Raw genomic sequence first — 16384 nt, forward strand, 5'->3', positions numbered from 1 at the left:
CGGGGCCGCTAGGTGAAGGGGATGGGCGAGTAGCACGTGAAGGGCGCCGACACCACGTACTTCCCGTCCTTCAGCCGGACCAGCGCCCCGCACCCGAACGACTCCTTCTGGCCCTTGGGCTCGGCCCGGTCGCCGACCAGCGTGCCGGTGTCGGAGAAGCCCTTCGCCGCCTTCTGGAAGGACTCCACGGTCAGGTTCCTGCCCGCCTTCGCGGCGATGGCGAGGAAGAGATCGGCGGACATGTATCCGGTCATCATGTGCATGTTGAGCTGTACGTCCTTCCCGGCCGCCTTCCGAATGTCCGCCCGGAACCGCCGCATGTCCGCACTGTCCTGCTCGAACGGCTGGAACTGCGTCAGCACGTGCACCCCGTCCAGCGCCTTCTCGGTCGCGTCCTTGGCGAGCAGCGCCGGGTCGTAGTCGGTGGGATCGGAGAGCACGCCCCGGTAGCCGGTCCGCTTCACGGCGGTGAACAGGCCGATGTTGTACGGCGTCTGCATCACCGACACCACGGCGTCCGGGGCCCTCCCGCCGTCGCTGCGCAGGATCTCCTTCGTGTAGGCCGACCAGTCGCTCGGCACGGACCCCGCGGGGACGGCCGGTTTCGCGTACGTCACCTCGTAGCCCGCCGAAAGGAAGCTCTGCTTGTAGGTTCGTATCGCGAACGTGCCGGCGTCGCTGTCGTTGGCGAGGATCGCGACCGACCTGCCCTCGGAGCCGCCCATCACCTTCTTCAGGCCCTCCGGCCAGGTCTGCGAGATGGTTCCGCCGGGGGTGGGGACCATGCAGCCGCCGAAGCCGTAGATGTAGCTCGGCCCGCAGAACGAGGGCAGCGTGCCCCAGCCGAAGGTCGGCACCTTCTGCTGCTGCAGGAAGTCGGCGCCGGAGAAGGTGGTGGAACTCATGGGCGCGACCGCGAACACCTGGTCCTGCTGGACGAGTTTGCGTGCGGCCGCGAGGTTCTTCGCCGGGTCCTGCCCGTCGTCCTCCGCGCCCAGGTAGTCGATGGTCCGCCCACCCACCCCGCCCTCGGCGTTGGCCCGGTCGAACCGCGCCCTCGCGCCAAGGTCCGTGTCCTTCTTCGAGTACCCCGTACTCGTGGTCATCGAGACGATTCCGCCGACCTTGACCGAGTCGTCGGTCACTCCGCGTACGGCTCCTGAGCCGGCCTTGCCGGAGCTCCCGCTGTTCGCGGCCGAGTTGCAGGAGGTGAGGAGCATCAGCGCGGCCACGGCGGCGGCGATGGCACGGATCGAACGCGACACGGTCGGCCCCCTTGCGTCGAGTGACCGAAAGCGTGCGGCAGATCTGACGTATCGTCAATAAGTGACGCAGTGAGAACTGATGAACCGTCAGCAATCGCTGAACTCGGGGCTCACGCCCGGTACAGCGCCTCGACCTCCGCCGCATACGCGTTCTCGATCGCCTTCCGCTTCAGCTTCAGCGACGGCGTGAGCAGCCCGTGCTCCTCGGTGAACTGGTGGGCGAGTATCCGGAACGTACGGATCGACTCGGCCTGTGACACCAGCGTGTTGGCCGCGACCACGGCCCGCCGCACCTCGGTCTCCAGGTCGGGGTCCCGTACCAGCTGGGCCGGAGTCATCTTCGGTTTGTCCCGCATCTGCAGCCAGTGCTCCACGGCCTCCCCGTCGAGCGTGACGAGGGCCGCGATGTACGGCCGGTCGTTGCCGACGACGATGCACTGGGCGACCAGCGGATGGTCCCGTACCCGCTCCTCCAGCAGCGCGGGCGAGACGCTCTTGCCGCCCGAGGTCACCAGGATCTCCTTCTTGCGCCCGGTGATGGTGAGGTAGCCGTCCTGGTCGAGCGAGCCGAGGTCACCGGTGGCCAGCCACCCGTCGTGCAGCGACTCGTCGGTGGCCTTGGGGTTGTTGAGGTACCCCTGGAAGACGTTGTCGCCGCGCAGCCAGATCTCGCCGTCGTCCGCGATGTGCACGGTCATGCCCGGGATGGGCTGCCCGACGGTGCCGTACCGGGTCCGCTCGGGCGGGTTGGCGGTCGCGGCCGCGGTGGACTCGGTGAGGCCGTAGCCCTCGTAGATGGAGACGCCCGCGCCCGCGAAGAACAGGCCGAGCCGCCGGTCCATCGCCGAGCCGCCCGACATCGCGTGCCGCACACGTCCGCCCATCGCGGACCGGATCTTGGAGTAGACGAGCTTGTCGAAGATCTGGTGCTGTACGCGCAGGCCGGCCGAGGGGCCCGGTCCTGTGCTCCAGGCCTTCGCCTCCATGGCGTCCGCGTAGTTCACGGCGATCTCGACGGCCTTCTCGAACGCGCCGGACCTGCCCTCCTTCTCGGCCTTGCGGCGCGCGGCGTTGAAGACCTTCTCGAAGATGTACGGCACGGCCAGGAAGAACGTCGGCCGGAAGGCGGCCAGGTCGGGCAGCAGGGCCGCCGCGTTGAGCTGCGGCTGGTGGCCGAACTTGACCTTCCCGCGGATACCGGCGACCTGCACCATGCGCCCGAAGACATGGGCGAGCGGCAGGAACAGCAGGGTCGCTGCCGCGTCTCCCTTCCTGGCGTGGAAGAGGGGCTCCCAGCGCTCGATGACGGTGTCCGCCTGGAACATGAAGTTCCCGTGGCTGATGACGCAGCCCTTGGGCCGGCCGGTGGTGCCGGACGTGTAGATGATCGTCGCGGTGGACTCGGGGGTGACCGCGCGCCGGTGCCGGTGCACCACGTCGTCGTCCAGGTGCGCGCCCGCCTCGTACAGCTCCTGCACGGCGCCCACGTCGAGCTGCCACAGCTTGTGCAGCGTCGGAAGCCGGTCGACGACCGTGGCGACCGTCATCGCGTGGTCCTCGTGCTCCACCATCACGGCCGACACCTGCGCGTCGTGCAGCATCCAGAAGACCTGCTCGGCGGAGGACGTGGGGTAGACCGGCACGACCTGGGCGCCGATGGACCACAGGGCGAAGTCGAAGAGAGTCCACTCGTAGCGCGTACGGCACATGATGGCGACCCGGTCGCCGAAACGTATCCCCTGTGAGAGGAGCCCCTTGGCGAGGGCGAGCACCTCGTCGCGGAACCCGGCGGAGGTGACGTCCCGCCACCGCCCCCGTTCGTCCTTGCGGCCGAGCGCGACGTACAGGGGGTCGTCCTGGGCGTACTCGTAGACGACGTCGGCCAGGCCGCCCACCGGCGGCGCCGACGCCAACGGAGGGTTGGTGAACTCGCGCAATCCCGCTCCTCGTGGCGCTCCCCACAGCGCCGTGAAAGCTACCCCACGTGCGGACGGGGCGGGAGGGGTGACGGAACGTGCCAATGGGGTGGCACCGGCCCCCTGTTGCCTGCGGAAATGCCCGCATATGGAGAGAGTCCGGACAGAACTCTCCGCGGTCAAGTAAGTTTCGAGCCCGTAATCTCCACCGAATCTGTACCGTGCGGTTACGGTGCGCGCCGGTGCGGACACAGAACCGGAAGGTCCTGTTCCGTGCGCGGAGCGTGCCCGGCGTTGTGGCCGCTGAGGCCGGGTCACGCCGCTTCGGTTCCCGGCCCCAGCGGCGGTCTGTCGCGCGGCTCGGCGACTTCCTCCGCCGGTGCGTGCTTCCGGACGACGGCCTGCGTGGTCCGTGGGGCACGCCCCAACACCTGTCCCAGCGCACCGGCCGCCGCTACCGTCACACCCCCGTCATCGGGGCCGTGGCCGGCCCGCAAGTGACGGCCGCCCGCCCCTGATGGTCAGCCCCGCCGCCCCCGGTGCAGCCGGTCTCCGCCGGACAGGATCGCCGCCGCGAGCGCGTCCGCGGCGCCCTGTTCCGCGCCGTGCCGCCGCCCGTGGACGATGACGAAGTCGACCTCGCCCAGTTCGGGCAGGCCGGCCCGGTCGGGCACCCGTACCAGGCCCGGGGGCACCAGCCCCTGCGAGTGCGCCATCACGCCGAGGCCCGCGCGGGCCGCCGCGATCAGCCCGTTGAGGCTGCCGCTCGTGCACGCGATGCGCCAGGCGCGGCCCTCGCGCTCCAGCGCCTCCAGGGCCAGCGCCCGGGTGATCCCCGGCGGCGGGTACACGATGAGCGGCACCGGTCGGTCGGGGTCGAGACGCAGCCGCTCCGCGCCGATCCAGACCAGGCGGTCGTGCCAGACCAGTTCACCGCGGGGGTCCTGGGGCCGCCGCTTGGCCAGCACCAGGTCGAGCTTGCCCGCGGCGAGTTGCTCGTGCAGGGTCCCCGACAGCTCCACCGTCAGCTCCAGATCCACCTCGGGGTGGTCGCTGCGATAGCGCTCCAGAATCTCCGGGAGCCGGGTCAGTACGAAGTCCTCGGAGGCCCCGAAGCGCAGGCGTCCGCGCAGCCGGGTGCCAGTGAAGAACGCCGTCGCCTGCTCGTGCACGTCCAGGAGCCGGCGAGCGAAACCGAGCATCGCCTCGCCGTCCTCCGTCAGCTCCACGGAGTGGGTGTCCCGCGAGAACAGCTGCCGCCCGGTGGCGTCCTCCAGCCGGCGCACATGCTGGCTGACCGTGGACTGGCGCAGCCCGAGCCGGCGGGCGGCCTGCGTGAAGCTCAGCGTCTGGGCCACCGCGAGGAACGTGCGCAGATGGGAGGGGTCGTACATGGCGGCCAGCCTAGCCGAGTCATCACGAAAAACGATGACAGTCAGAGCGGTATGCCGGATTCCCGATCGCGGTGATCAGGAGGACCATGGAGAGGGCACGTTCCAAGCCCGAGATGGCCCCTGGGATGACCCCGAGACGATCAGAACCAAGCAAGTGGAGCACCGTGAAACGCCTGCAGTTGCCCAGTTGGCTGCCGATCGACCCGTACATCCTGCTGTTGCTGGGGACCGTGGGTGTCGCCGCTCTCCTTCCGGCTCGGGGTACGGCCGCCGACGTCGCCTCGGGGGCGTCCACGGCCGCGATCGCCTTCCTGTTCTTCCTCTACGGCGCCCGGCTCTCCACCCGTGACGCGCTCAACGGGCTGAAGCACTGGCGGCTGCACGTCACCGTCCTCGCCTGCACCTTCGTGATCTTCCCGCTGCTCGGCCTCGCCGCCCGCGCGCTCGAACCGGTGTTCCTGACGCACTCCCTCTACACCGGTCTCCTCTTCCTCACCCTGGTGCCGTCGACCATCCAGTCGTCGATCGCGTTCACCTCGATGGCGCGCGGCAACGTGCCCGCCGCGATCTGCGCGGGCTCCTTCTCCTCCCTCGCCGGCATCGTCATCACCCCGCTCCTCGCGGCGAGCCTGCTCGGCAGCAGCGCGGGCGGGTTCTCCACGGACTCGCTCGTCGAGATCGTGCTGCAACTGCTGGTGCCGTTCCTCGCCGGGCAGATCGCGCGCCGCTGGATCGGCGGTTTCGTCATCCGGCAACGGAAGATCCTGGGCCTCGTCGACCGTGGCTCCATCCTCCTGGTCGTCTACGTCGCGTTCAGCGAGGGCATGGTGCAGGGCATCTGGCACCAGGTCAGCCCCGCCCGGCTCGGCGGCCTGCTGGTCGTCGAGGCCGTGCTGCTCGCGGTGATGCTGGCGCTCACCTGGTACGGCGGGAAGGCGCTGCGGTTCAGCCGTGAGGACCGCATCGCCATCCAGTTCGCGGGCTCGAAGAAGTCCCTCGCCTCCGGGCTGCCCATGGCGAGCGTGCTCTTCGGCGCCCAGGCGTCCCTCGCCGTGCTGCCGCTGATGCTCTTCCACCAGATGCAGCTCATGGTGTGCGCGGTCATCGCCAAGCGCCGCTCCCACGACCCGGTGGAGCCGGAGCTCACCCCGGAGCCAGACGAAGCGATACGAACCGCGGTCGGTACAGGGACACGTTCCGGCTGAGGTTCGCCTGCGCCGACGTGGCGTTCGCGGTCAGCCAGTTGACGTCATAGCTGAGCACGAGCCGACCGCCGTTACTGCTGCCGCCGGCGCCGCTGAGCGCCTCGTGCGCCTGCGGGTTGTACGCCGCCACGTCCCCGGCGGGCAGGGGCGGGCTGAAGCCCTTCCCGGGGCCGTGCCAGGGCCCGGTGGGCGAGCAGGACCAGTACGAGGTGACCGTGGTCAGGCCCCGGGTTCCCGCGGCCATCGTGAACAGCACGTACGTACGGCCGTCGCGGACCACCGTGAACGCGCTGCCCACACCCCTGCGCCGCCCGTCCCCGAGCACCGGCTCCGGCCGGCCGCGCACCGCCCACCGGCTCCCGTCCCAGTACTCCCACGCGCCGGGCTCCCCGAACCTGCCGCGCGGCACCCGGGCGACGTACGCCTGCGACACCGGGCGGGAGACGGCCTGCGCGTCGTTCCCGCCGAAGACGTACGTCCAGTCGCCCGCGTCGACGGCGGTCGTCCCGAAGAGCACCCGCCGGGCCGGGTCGGCGACCGACCGCTGGTCCAGAACCGTCGTGATGCCCTCAAGGTGGAGGCCGGGCAGCGAGAGCGTGGCGACCTCGGTGGCCGTGGGAACGCCGTAGATCCACGGGGCCTGCCCCGCCGCGCGGGTCCACAGCAGGACCCTGACCACCCTCTCCGAGGAGCCGGGGGAGCGCGGTTCGACGCGCGCCGCGACCGGCCAGCGCCACTGCTGTGGGCCCGGGTCCGGGAAGACCGGGGCGGGCAGCGTGGACAGCAGCCGGCCCGCCCGCGACATCACCACCGCCGAGTTGCGCACCAGCGGCGCCGAGGTGTCCCGCCACGCGGCGGACTCGCCGACCGGGTTGGGCGGCCCGTGCACCCGGCCGAGATACGTGTCCGAGAACAGCCACAGCACGCGCCCGTCCGGCAGCCGCACCGAGTGGGTGCCGTCGCCGCCGGTCCAGTCGTCGGTGCGCGTGCCGTCGTCCCCGTACCGCGCGAACTCGCCCGTGAGCGTGCTGTCCGCGCTCCAGGTCCGGACCGTACGGGCCGCGCACGTGCCGCCGCCCTCCCGGTCGTCCGGGAGGGCGGTGAGCAGCACGGCGGCGAGGACCAGCGCCAGGAGGAGCCCCAGCCCGGTCCCCGTCCGCTGTCGTGCTCGTGCGTCGTCGGGCACGGGCGGGACGTTAGTGGTCCTCGCGCACCCGGTCCATGGGCAGCCACAGGATCGAGTCGCGGGCTGTCGTGCTCGTACCGCCCGCCGTGGACCGCTTCCGCAGACCGGTCAGCTCCTCGTCACCGAGTGCCCGGTCGTAGACGCGCACATCGTCGATCGCCCCGCTGAAGAACGCCCGGCTGTCCAGCTTCTGCCCTATGTGCACTCCGAAGGGCGAGTTCCGGCTGACCGACCCGGGTACGTCCGCCGTCCCGACCGCCGTCCCGTCGATGAACAGCGTGAGCTGCCCTCCGCCGCGCCGCAGCGCGAGATGGTGCCACTGGCCGTCGTTGTAGGCACCGGATGTGCGCACGGACGCCGACCTGGGCGGGGAGGACCCCTCCCGCACGGTGATCAGGCCCTGTATGCGATCCGACGCGGGCTCGCCGCGCAGCCACACCTGGGGCTGCGTCGTCCCGACACCGCCCATCCACAGCAGCGGCTGCTCACCGGTCGTGGCCGAGTAGCGGAACCACAGGGACGCGGTGAAGTCCTTCGTCCCGAGCGGGAGCCGCGGGCTGTACGGCAGGCGTACGGCGTCGTCGGTGCCGTCGAACTCGATCGCGCCGCCGAACACGCCGTCCGTCGCGCGGGCCCCGCCGAGCACGAGCGCGGGCCTGCCGCCGGTCGCCCGGTCGGCCGTGGTCGGGTCCGGGCCGCGGCGCGACTGCAGCCAGTTCTCGGTGAAGCGGGCGAAGCGGATCTCGTCGCGGGCGTCGACGGCACCGCCCTCGTACATCAGCCCCACGGTGTCCTTGCCGATCTGCACCATGTCGGAGTAACCGGACCAGTCCGTGGTGACGACCGTGCCGCGGTCCACGCTGTCCCAGGTGCGGCCGCCGTCGTAGGAGGAACGGACCATCATCGTCCGCCGGCGGTCCGGGTCGCCGGGGCAGGCGATCAGCAGCCGGTTTCCGAGGCGGAGCGAGGAGCCCTGCACCTGCGGCGTGTAGAAGTCGGGGAGGGTCCGGAAGGGGGAGTCGAAGCTGTCGCCGCCGTCGCGGCTGACGGTCTGGGTGCGATGGCCGAGGTCGGTCCCGTCCTGTTCGCGCCCGCTGACGAAGATCGAACCGTCCTGGCGTTCGGTGATCGTCAGCTCGGAGGGCTTCTGACGGAACGTGCCGTCGTCCGCGATCGGATACGAGTCCGTGGCACCGATCCGCCAGTTCTCGCCGCCGTCGTCACTGACGATGAGCGCGGCGTGGTTGGCGGTGACGCGGGTGCCGCCCCAGGTCTCGGCGTTGACCCCGAAGACTAGCCGGCCGGCGTGCTTGCCGCGGCTGAGCTGGATGCCGTGCACCGGCCCGGTGGCGTACCAGGAGTTCCAGTGCGGCGGCAGGATCTCCGGGCTCAGGTCACGCGGCTTTGACCAGGTGAGACCGTCGTCGTCGCTGTGCTGGAGGTGCGGGGTGCGGTCGCAGGGCACCTGGCAGCTCGCGCTGTCCGTACGGCCCGTGTTGTACGTCTCGGCGAGGACGATACGGCCGGTCTCGCGGTCCACGATCGGCGCGGGGTTGCCGTGTGTGTCGCCCGCGCCCTCGTTGACGACCTGGAGCGGGCCCCAGGTGCGGCCCCCGTCGGTGGAACGCTTGACCACGATGTCGATGTCGGCCGCGTCTCCGCAGTTCAGCACGCGGCCCTCGGCGAACGCCAGGAGCGTGCCCTTCGTGGTCCTCACGATGGCCGGAATCCGGAAGCAGGCGTAGCCGGGGTCCTGCGAGGCCTTGAAGAGGATCTGCTGGCTGAACTGCCCGGTCGCGGGCTCCGCGTCGGCTGCCGCCGTCGTCGGTTCGGCGCCGGCTGGGCCGGGCGACACGAGTAACGCGGCCACGGCGAGAACCGCGGTGAGCGCGGCGGTGACGAGTGATCTGAGACGTGCACGGTGACTTGACGGCATGGCGCGGCCCGCCCTTCATGCGTCTAGACAAACAGGACATCGGACATCCCACGTCCAACGTGCAGGGTCACAGACGCTACTTCGCGCCCTAGTGCCTCACAAGGGGTGCGGGGCCATGCCGGTGACGAAGGGTCAGTGCCGCCACCCGCCCTTGGGTGCCGCCCCTGCCCGTCCCATCCCCAGGGGCTCCGCCCCTGGGGGACGCGCATCGGGGACGGAGGCGCGCGTCGTGTGGCGAGCGCGAGCAGTTCACGGGCTTGTTGACATGGATTTCCGGTACGGACGGCTGCCGCGGGCTAACGTTCCGTCATGACCGCACCGGACACCGAATCCCACCCCGCCCTGGACCCGTCCCGCACGGCCCTCGTGCTCGTCGACCTGATGGACCGCATCGTCGGCCTGCCCCTGGAACCCCGCAAGGGAACCGACGTCCTCGTCGCCGCGGAAGAGCTGGCGAACTCCTTCCGCTCCGCCGGCGCCCCCGTCGTGCTCATCCGCGTCGAACGCTCCGGCGCCGTCGAGCAGCCACCCGGCAGCGGTCTGGTCGCCGGCCTCGTCCGGGACGGCGACCTGGAGATCGCGAAGCGGACCATCGGCGGCTTCCAGGGCACCGCCCTCGACGAGCGCCTGCGCGAGCGCGGCATCACCACGCTCGTCTTCGGTGGCATCGCCACGAACCTCGGCGTGGAGTCGACCGCGCGCGCCGCCGGCGACCTCGGCTACGACCTCGTCTTCGTGGAGGACGCGATGGCCGCGCTCACGGCCGCCGAGCACGACGCGTCGGTGCGGCTGGACTTCCCCCGGCTCGGCACCGTCGTCACGGCGCGCGACGTGCACTTCACAGACGTGCGCTTCACCCAGGGGTGAGGCGGGCCCCCTGCGGTGCAGGGGGCGCTCCCCGCCGGCCGGGGCCCCGCCGCCGTGTCGTGGGGAGCCGGTCAGCCCTGGGGGGCCGCGGCCCGCAGGGCGATGCGGTGCTCACCCGCGTACACGTTCATGGAGGCGCCCCGAAGGAAGCCGACGAGCGTCAGGCCCGACTCCAGGGCCAGGTCGACCGCCAGCGACGACGGGGCCGACACCGCCGCCAGCACGGGAATGCCCGCCATCACCGCCTTCTGTACGAGCTCGAAGGAGGCACGGCCCGACACCAGCAGGACCGCGCGGGACAACGGCAGCGCGCCGTTCTGCAGCGCACGCCCCACCAGCTTGTCCACCGCGTTGTGGCGGCCCACGTCCTCACGTATGTCGAGGAGCTCGCCGTCCTCGGTGAACAGGGCCGCCGCGTGCAGGCCCCCGGTCCGGTCGAAGACCCGCTGGGCCGCGCGCAGCCGGTCGGGGAGCTGCGCGAGCAACGCGGGATCGAGACGGACCGGGGGAGCCTCACCGCCGTGCGCGTCGTGCGCGTCGTGCGTGTCGTCGATCGGCCAGCGGGTCGTCGTACGGACCGCGTCCAGGCTCGCCTTTCCGCACAGCCCGCAGGACGACGTCGTGTACACGTTCCGTTCGAGCGTGATGTCCGGGATGACGACGCCGGGAGCTGTCTTCACGTCCACGATGTTGTACGTGTTCGAACCGTCCACCGTGGCGCCCGCGCAGTACACGATGTTCTGCAGTTCGTCCGCCGCGCCCAGCACCCCCTCGCTCACCAGGAAGCCCGCCGCCAGCGCGAAGTCGTCGCCCGGGGTGCGCATGGTGATCGCGAGGGGCTTGCCGTTGAGCCGGATCTCCAGGGGTTCCTCGGCGACGAGCGTGTCCGGGCGGGCGGAGACCGCGCCGTCCCGGATGCGGATCACCTTGCGTCGTTCCGTGACTCGTCCCATGTCCCCTCAGTCCCGATCAGTCCCGGTTCTGTACGTGCTGGTAGCCGAAGCTGCCCTTGATGCAGAGGTTGCCGTGGGTCACCGGGTTGTCGAGCGGCGAGGTGACCTTCACGATCTCATTGTCCTGCACGTGCAGGGTGAGTTTGCAGCCCACTCCGCAGTACACGCACGCCGAGTCGGTGAGCGGCGCGTCGTGCTCGACGGCGATCCGGGCGTCGAAGCCGCGCCCGCCCGCGGCCCGGCAGGCGTCGAGGATCGTCGAGCCCTCGGGGGCGCGCACCGGCTCCCCGTCGATGGTGAATTCCAGGAGGCGACGCGGCACTCCGAGCGGTGTCACGGAAGCTCCTATAGATCGTCTAGCGGTCTGTAGGAGTTGGTTCTGTGCGTTGTTCGTGCTGGTCAGGTGCTTGTAGACCTCGCGCGCGATGAATCGTTTGAGGCATCGGAAGATGTCCTTCTTTGACATGCCTTCGGCTGTGCGCCGTGCGACGTAGAGCCGTGTGCGGGAGTCGTAGCGCATGCGCACGAGGGCGATCGTGTGGAGTGCGTGGTTGGCCTGGCGGTCGCCGCCGCGGTTGAGACGGTGGCGGTTGGTCCGTCCCGAACTGGCGGAGATCGGGGATGCTCCGCAGAGGTGGGCGAAGGAGGCTTCAGACTTCAGCCGATCGGGATTGTCTCCGGCGGTGATCAGGAGCTGGGCGGCCGTCTCGGTACCGATACCGACCAGCTCGACGAGACCGGGGGCTGCCTGCGCGACCAGAGGGTCGAGTTCGGCATCGGCCTCGGCTATCTCCTCGGTGAGGTGCTGGTAGCGACGGGCAAGACGCCGCAGGGCGGTTCGAACTGCGCACGTCGGGTCGGCGAGGTCCGTGCCGGGGCGGGAACGGGCAAGCTGCGCAATCAACTGGTAGGTGGGCAGGCCGCGTAGACGTTCGCGGACTTCGGCGGGGGCGGAGACGATGAGCGTTCGGATCTGGTTGATCGTCTGGGTGCGGGACTTGATGGCCGAGCGGCGGACGACCCGCAGGGACCGGATGGCCTCGACGATGCCGTCGCGGGCCTTCGGCTGGCCGCTCGCGCGGCCGGACAAGACGGCGGTCGCGGCTGCGTAGGCGTCGACGGGGTCGGATTTGCCGTTGGCTCGCCGGGCCTTGCGGTCGGGGCGGTCCACGTCCACGACGGTGACCTCGTTCGCCCGCAGGAACCGGGCGAGTTCGGAACCGTAGGCGCCGGTGCCCTCGACTCCGACGGCGAGGACGTCGCCATGGCCACGCAGCCACTCCAGCAGGCGACGGTATCCGTCGGGGGTGGTGGGGAACGCTGCCGTGGCCAGGTGCCGGCCGATGGAGTCGATCACTGCGGCCTGGTGGAAGTCGGTGTGGGTGTCCACGCCTCCGACCACGGAGATCTGATCTGCCATGCTGGGTGCTGCTGTCCTTCCGTGCGATGCGCGAGGGATCGCACGGGCCGGTCGGGCGGCTGGACAAGACTGTGGTGGGACCTTGGCCGGGCTCCTATGAGGTCACAGATGCCCGGCCGGCCGCGTGCATGACGGCACCACCCGGCCGGCCGACGATTCCAGCAGAGGACAGCCGAGGCGTCAGTCATTCGGTGGGTCAGGCCGCCGAGCGGTGCCATGATCAATCCTCACAGTCATTCGTACGCCCCCAGACGGTCGATGGCGGATTCCACGGCGTTCCACGCGGTCGGCCCGAGACCGCAGATCGAGGCGTCCCGCATGGCGCGCCCCCCTCGCGCAGCAGGGCGATGTCGTCGGCCGCGGCCGCCCCGTGCGCTCGGCGATCCGGTGCAGCGCCGCTGGAGGGCATCACCGACGACCGGTCACCGCCGCGATGTCACGGCACGGCACGGCACGGTATGGCATGGCACGGCGCGGACCACCCATCCCGCGCGCACCTCGACGTCCAGCCCGGCGTCGGCGGAGAGGGGCACCCGCACCGTGAGTGCCGCGTCGTCGAACCGGCCCTCCTGACGCGCCCATTCCACCCATACGACGAGATCGGCGGCCGAGTCCGGGGCGCTCCCGGAGCACAGGGGCACGGCCGGGGCGCCCCACGGGGCCGTCACGCCGGTGAGCCCGGCGAGGTAGTGGCGCGTGGCGTGCGGGCCGTCGGCCAGTGCCTTCAGGGCCGCTCTGGCCTCGGCCTCGGTTTTCACAGTCCAGGTGTCCGCGGTTCCCGGCGTCGGGGTGATGACCGCCGTCCTCGTTTCCGTCGGCCCCGTTCGCAGAGAGGCGCCGGCCGGGCCCTCCGTGCCGGCCGTACGGTCCGGGGTCAGGGCGACGACGACGCCCCGGCGGTGGTCGGGGCCGGGCAGGGTGAGCCGGCCGGAGGCGGCGTCGGGGCCGGGCGCCGCCTCGCTGCCGGCCGGCCGCCCGGTGTCGGCCCGTGCCCGGGCGACGAGTTCGGTGAGGGTGTCACAGACGGCGAGTGCCCCGGTGACACCGAGCACCGACCAGCCGCCGGGGCGCACCGCGATGCGCCCCGCCCGGCGGCCCGCGATCCGGGTCACGGCCGTCGCCACGGCGGAGCGTGCGGTGACCTCGGCGGTGAGCGGTCGGGCCCAGTCACCGAGGGCCTGTGTGCCGCCGCACGCCCCGCACATCAGGGCATCACATCCCCGGAGTTGGGGCCGAGAGTCTGGCCGGTGTAGAGGTTGCCGCCCGGATCGGAGGCGAGGAGGACAGCCGTGGGGGCGATCTCCTCGGGCCGGCCGAAGCGCCCGAGCGGCAGCTCCGCGCGTTTGGCGTCCTTCCACTCCTCGGTGATGCCGTCCACCATCGGCGTCTCGACCGGCCCCGGGGCGATGGCGTTGACGAGGATGCCGTGCGGAGCCGCTTCCAGGGCGAGGGACTTGGTGAAGCCGATCACCCCGGCCTTGGCCGCGGCGTAGTGGGCGAGACCGGTTCCGCCCTTGATGCCGAGCTGCGACGCGACGTTGATGATGCGGCCGGAGCCGCGCGCGGTCATGCCGGGCAGCACGGCGCGGCAGCAGAGGAACACCCCGGTGAGGTCCACCGCGAGGGTCTGCGCCCAGGTTGCGAGGGACATCTCGGTGACGGGCGCCTCGGTGAGGATGCCCGCGGAGTTGACCAGGATGTCGATCCCGCCGCCGAGCCGGGCCTCGGCACCGGCCACGGCGGCGGCGACGGACGCCTCCTCGGTGATGTCCACGCGGACGGAGCCGACGGCCCCGATGGAGCGGGCCGTGGCAGCGGCGCGGTCGCCGTCGTGGTCGGCGAGCACCACTCGGGCTCCTTCCGCGACAAACGCCGTCGCGATGGCGGCGCCGATGCCGCCCGCCGCCCCGACCACCAGCGCGGTGCGGTCCTTCAGTATCTGCATGGCCTTCTCTGCCCCTCTCACGGTTCTCACAGCTCTCGTGCTTCTCACGGTCGACTTCCCGGTCGGTCGCGGTGCCCCGGACGCCCGGTTCCCGGATCGCCCCGGTTCCCGGTCGTCCCGGCTCTCGCACCACTCAGGCCGGCATACGCACGGTGAGTCCGCCGTCGACGACGATCTCCTGACCGGTGAGGTACGAGGCTTCGGGCGAGGTGAGGAAGCGGATCACCTCGGCGATCTCCTCGGGGCGCCCGGCGCGGCCGAGCGGGATGTCCCGGCCCGCGCGCTCCAGCCCGTCCGGGCCCAGGGAGTTGACCGGGTCGAGGGACTGTGGGGTCACCACATAGCCCGGGACCACGGTGTTGACGCGGATGCCGCGCGGCGCGAGTTCGACGGCGAGGCTGCGCACCAGCCCGAACACCCCCGCCTTCGCGGCACCGTAGTGGGCGTGTTCTCCCCAGCCGTACACCCCGCCCGCGATGGAGGACACGGCGACCAGGGCGCCCGGCCCGGTCATGGCCCCGGCCGCCGAGCGGAACGTGCGCAGGACGCCGGTGAGGTCGACCTGGAGCAGGTCGTCCCAGGCGGTGTCGTCGAGGTCGGCGAGTGCCGCCCGGCGCAGGATCCCGGCACCCGCGACCGCGATGTCCAGCCGCCCCCACTCGTCCAGGGCCCGCTGTGCGAAGGCGTCGGTCTGGGCCGAGGACCGCACGTCGAGTTCGTGGACGACACAGGTGCCGCCCGCGGCCTCCACGGCCCGCACGGTCTCCCGCGGGTCGTGCGGGTCCCCGGGGTAGCTGCCGACGACCGTACGGATGCCGTGGCGTGCGTAGGTCACGGCGAGGGAGGCTCCGATGCCGCTGGCGGCACCGGTGACGACGGCGACGGGGCGCTGGTCGTGGTCAGCCATGGAGGGTCTCCACCTTGCGTGCGGCGAACATGACGAGCCCGGACACGGAGGTGCCGATCGCGCCGACCAGGAGCGCCGCGGTGTTCCAGCCGGTGCCGGAGGCGAGCAGGGCGGTCACGATGAGTCCGGCGACGATGGCACCGGGCTGGGAGAGGGCGTTGAGGAAGGCGGTGCCCGTGGCCCGGCAGCCGGTGTCGTAGCACTCGCCCATGTAGAAGAGCAGCGCAGCGTACGGGCCGACCAGGAAGAACATGCCGAGGGAGTAGAGGGAGACGACCGCGAAGGTGCCGTGGGCGACGGTGAGGGTCAGAGTGAAGAAGATCCCGGAGGCGATCCAGCCGAAGCCGATGACGTTGCGCCGGCCGACGCGGTCGCCGATCCAGCCGTGGAAGACATAGCCGAGGTATCCCACGGCGTTGATCACGATCAGCATCACCAGGGACCCGGTGAAGCTGACGTGCTTGCCCTCCGTGAGGACCGTGGTGCCCAGGACACTGAAGACCTGGATGCCGAACCAGTTGACGATCCACGCCAGTCCGAGGACCAGGGTGTTGCGCAGTGCGGTGCCGCGGAAGATCGCCGCGAGCGGGGCCTTGGGCTGCTCCTCGACGCCGTAGGAGCGGGCGAGGGCGGCCGCCTCGTCGGTGCGGCCCTCCTTGCGCAGCGCGCGCAGCCTCAGTTCCAGTTCGAACTGCGGGGATTCCTTGAGGCCGCGCCGAGTGAGGGCGATGACCGCGGCGGGGAAGACGGCGAGGAGGAAACAGCCGCGCCAGCCGACCAGCGGAAGGAAGACGGCGACGAAGGCGGCGGCGAGGAGCACGCCGAGTGGCCAGCCGCCCTGCACCAGGCTGTAGACGAACCCGCGGCGCTTCTTGATCTTCTCGTCCTCGGTGACGGCGTAGATCTCGTTGAGGTAGGTGGCGTTGACGGCCTGTTCGGACAGTCCGAGGCCGCCGAGCGCACGGACCCCGACCAGATATCCGGCGCCGGGGGTGACGGCGGTCGCCGCGGAGGCGAGGGCGGTGCCGGCGACGGTGAGGATCATGCCCTTGCGGCGCCCGATGCGGTCGACGAGGGGGCCGACGCCGAGCGCGACGATTGCCGTACCGACGGATATGAGGGTGGACACGAACGAGGCGGTGGCCGAGTCCCAGCCGAAGTGGGTGGACATCTCCGGCAGCAGCGTGCCGAAGAGGATGTAGTCGTAGACGGCGAAGAGCCAGGCCAGGAAGGCGATCACGGTGGCCTTGCGGGTGGCGCGGACACCGACTCTGGGGAAGGAGCGGGCGGGACCGGTGACAGGACCGGCCGCCGTGCCGGGGGTTGTAGCGGACATCGGGAAGCACCCTTCTGCGGGAGCGGTTCGGGTCTGGGCGAGAACGGGAGCGGG

Annotated in this window: 13 protein-coding genes and 2 pseudogenes; 2 read left to right on the forward strand and 13 right to left on the reverse strand. The window is 71.2% G+C overall.

Annotated elements, in window-relative coordinates; all coding sequences use genetic code 11:
* Positions 1–8: 8 nt before the first annotated feature.
* From E0500_RS22745 to E0500_RS22755, 3 genes are all read right to left on the reverse strand, one after another.
* Positions 9–1265 carry an ABC transporter substrate-binding protein gene (locus tag E0500_RS22745; protein ID WP_131562050.1) on the reverse strand — a complete coding sequence of 419 codons (1257 nt, stop codon included), beginning with the start codon at positions 1263–1265 and terminating at the stop codon, positions 9–11.
* A gap of 110 nt (positions 1266–1375) precedes the next feature.
* Entirely contained in the window at positions 1376–3202 is a 1827-nt protein-coding gene (locus E0500_RS22750; protein ID WP_131562048.1) for a long-chain fatty acid--CoA ligase, read from the reverse strand.
* 500 nt (positions 3203–3702) lie between these two features.
* Positions 3703–4575 (reverse strand): LysR substrate-binding domain-containing protein, encoded by an 873-nt coding sequence (locus E0500_RS22755; protein ID WP_131562046.1) that lies wholly within the window; start codon positions 4573–4575, stop codon positions 3703–3705.
* A gap of 164 nt (positions 4576–4739) precedes the next feature.
* Between E0500_RS22755 and E0500_RS22760 the strand changes: the two genes are divergently transcribed.
* Positions 4740–5780 (forward strand): bile acid:sodium symporter family protein, encoded by a 1041-nt coding sequence (locus E0500_RS22760; protein WP_131562044.1) that lies wholly within the window; start codon positions 4740–4742, stop codon positions 5778–5780.
* Here the strand turns inward: E0500_RS22760 and E0500_RS22765 are convergent.
* The gene (locus tag E0500_RS22765; RefSeq protein WP_131562042.1) at positions 5719–6966 is read right to left on the reverse strand and encodes a DUF5005 domain-containing protein; all 1248 of its coding nucleotides are present in this window, start codon (positions 6964–6966) and stop codon (positions 5719–5721) included. The genes E0500_RS22760 and E0500_RS22765 overlap by 62 nt on opposite strands.
* A gap of 10 nt (positions 6967–6976) precedes the next feature.
* On the reverse strand, positions 6977–8902 hold the full coding sequence (locus E0500_RS22770) for a sialidase family protein (protein ID WP_131562040.1): 1926 nt from the start codon (positions 8900–8902) through the stop codon (positions 6977–6979).
* A 309-nt stretch (positions 8903–9211) separates the two neighbouring features.
* On the opposite strand from E0500_RS22770, the gene E0500_RS22775 reads away from it, so the two are divergent.
* The gene (locus E0500_RS22775; RefSeq protein WP_131562038.1) at positions 9212–9769 is read left to right on the forward strand and encodes an isochorismatase family protein; all 558 of its coding nucleotides are present in this window, start codon (positions 9212–9214) and stop codon (positions 9767–9769) included.
* 71 nt (positions 9770–9840) lie between these two features.
* On the opposite strand, the gene fdhD is transcribed toward E0500_RS22775, so the two are convergent.
* The 8 genes and pseudogenes from fdhD to E0500_RS22810 form a co-directional block, all read right to left on the reverse strand.
* Positions 9841–10722 (reverse strand): formate dehydrogenase accessory sulfurtransferase FdhD, encoded by an 882-nt coding sequence (gene fdhD, locus E0500_RS22780; RefSeq protein ID WP_181587096.1) that lies wholly within the window; start codon positions 10720–10722, stop codon positions 9841–9843.
* 16 nt (positions 10723–10738) lie between these two features.
* Positions 10739–11071: a 2Fe-2S iron-sulfur cluster-binding protein gene (locus E0500_RS43125; RefSeq protein WP_165935247.1), complete on the reverse strand. Its 333-nt coding sequence runs from the start codon at positions 11069–11071 to the stop codon at positions 10739–10741.
* A 24-nt stretch (positions 11072–11095) separates the two neighbouring features.
* A pseudogene (locus E0500_RS22785) lies at positions 11096–12142 on the reverse strand (IS110 family transposase); the annotation flags it as partial.
* Between the two features lie 233 nt (positions 12143–12375).
* Positions 12376–12538 (reverse strand): annotated as a pseudogene (locus tag E0500_RS22790) (NADH-ubiquinone oxidoreductase-F iron-sulfur binding region domain-containing protein); the annotation flags it as partial.
* A 26-nt stretch (positions 12539–12564) separates the two neighbouring features.
* Positions 12565–13347 (reverse strand): hypothetical protein, encoded by a 783-nt coding sequence (locus E0500_RS22795; protein ID WP_131571865.1) that lies wholly within the window; start codon positions 13345–13347, stop codon positions 12565–12567.
* Positions 13347–14087, reverse strand: a complete 741-nt coding sequence (locus E0500_RS22800; protein ID WP_131571866.1) for an SDR family NAD(P)-dependent oxidoreductase — start codon at positions 14085–14087, stop codon at positions 13347–13349. The genes E0500_RS22795 and E0500_RS22800 overlap by 1 nt, the downstream gene beginning before the upstream one ends.
* A gap of 133 nt (positions 14088–14220) precedes the next feature.
* Entirely contained in the window at positions 14221–14994 is a 774-nt protein-coding gene (locus tag E0500_RS22805; protein WP_131571867.1) for an SDR family NAD(P)-dependent oxidoreductase, read from the reverse strand.
* Entirely contained in the window at positions 14987–16330 is a 1344-nt protein-coding gene (locus E0500_RS22810) for an MFS transporter (RefSeq protein ID WP_131571868.1), read from the reverse strand. Before E0500_RS22810 ends, E0500_RS22805 begins: the two co-directional genes overlap by 8 nt.
* Positions 16331–16384 lie beyond the last annotated feature (54 nt).

Source organism: Streptomyces sp. KM273126 (genome assembly GCF_004337435.2).
GTDB lineage: Bacteria > Actinomycetota > Actinomycetes > Streptomycetales > Streptomycetaceae > Streptomyces > Streptomyces acidicola.

What these genes read in the sequence shown, in the direction of transcription:
- E0500_RS22770 (WP_131562040.1), bottom strand. Translation starts at nt 8,902, where the DNA reads ATGCCGTCAAGTCACCGTGCACGTCTCAGATCACTCGTCACCGCCGCG.
- E0500_RS22795 (WP_131571865.1), bottom strand. Translation starts at nt 13,347, where the DNA reads ATGTGCGGGGCGTGCGGCGGCACACAGGCCCTCGGTGACTGGGCCCGA.
- E0500_RS22755 (WP_131562046.1), bottom strand. Translation starts at nt 4,575, where the DNA reads ATGTACGACCCCTCCCATCTGCGCACGTTCCTCGCGGTGGCCCAGACG.
- E0500_RS22775 (WP_131562038.1), top strand. Translation starts at nt 9,212, where the DNA reads ATGACCGCACCGGACACCGAATCCCACCCCGCCCTGGACCCGTCCCGC.
- E0500_RS22800 (WP_131571866.1), bottom strand. Translation starts at nt 14,087, where the DNA reads ATGCAGATACTGAAGGACCGCACCGCGCTGGTGGTCGGGGCGGCGGGC.
- E0500_RS22805 (WP_131571867.1), bottom strand. Translation starts at nt 14,994, where the DNA reads ATGGCTGACCACGACCAGCGCCCCGTCGCCGTCGTCACCGGTGCCGCC.
- E0500_RS22810 (WP_131571868.1), bottom strand. Translation starts at nt 16,330, where the DNA reads ATGTCCGCTACAACCCCCGGCACGGCGGCCGGTCCTGTCACCGGTCCC.
- fdhD (WP_181587096.1), bottom strand. Translation starts at nt 10,722, where the DNA reads ATGGGACGAGTCACGGAACGACGCAAGGTGATCCGCATCCGGGACGGC.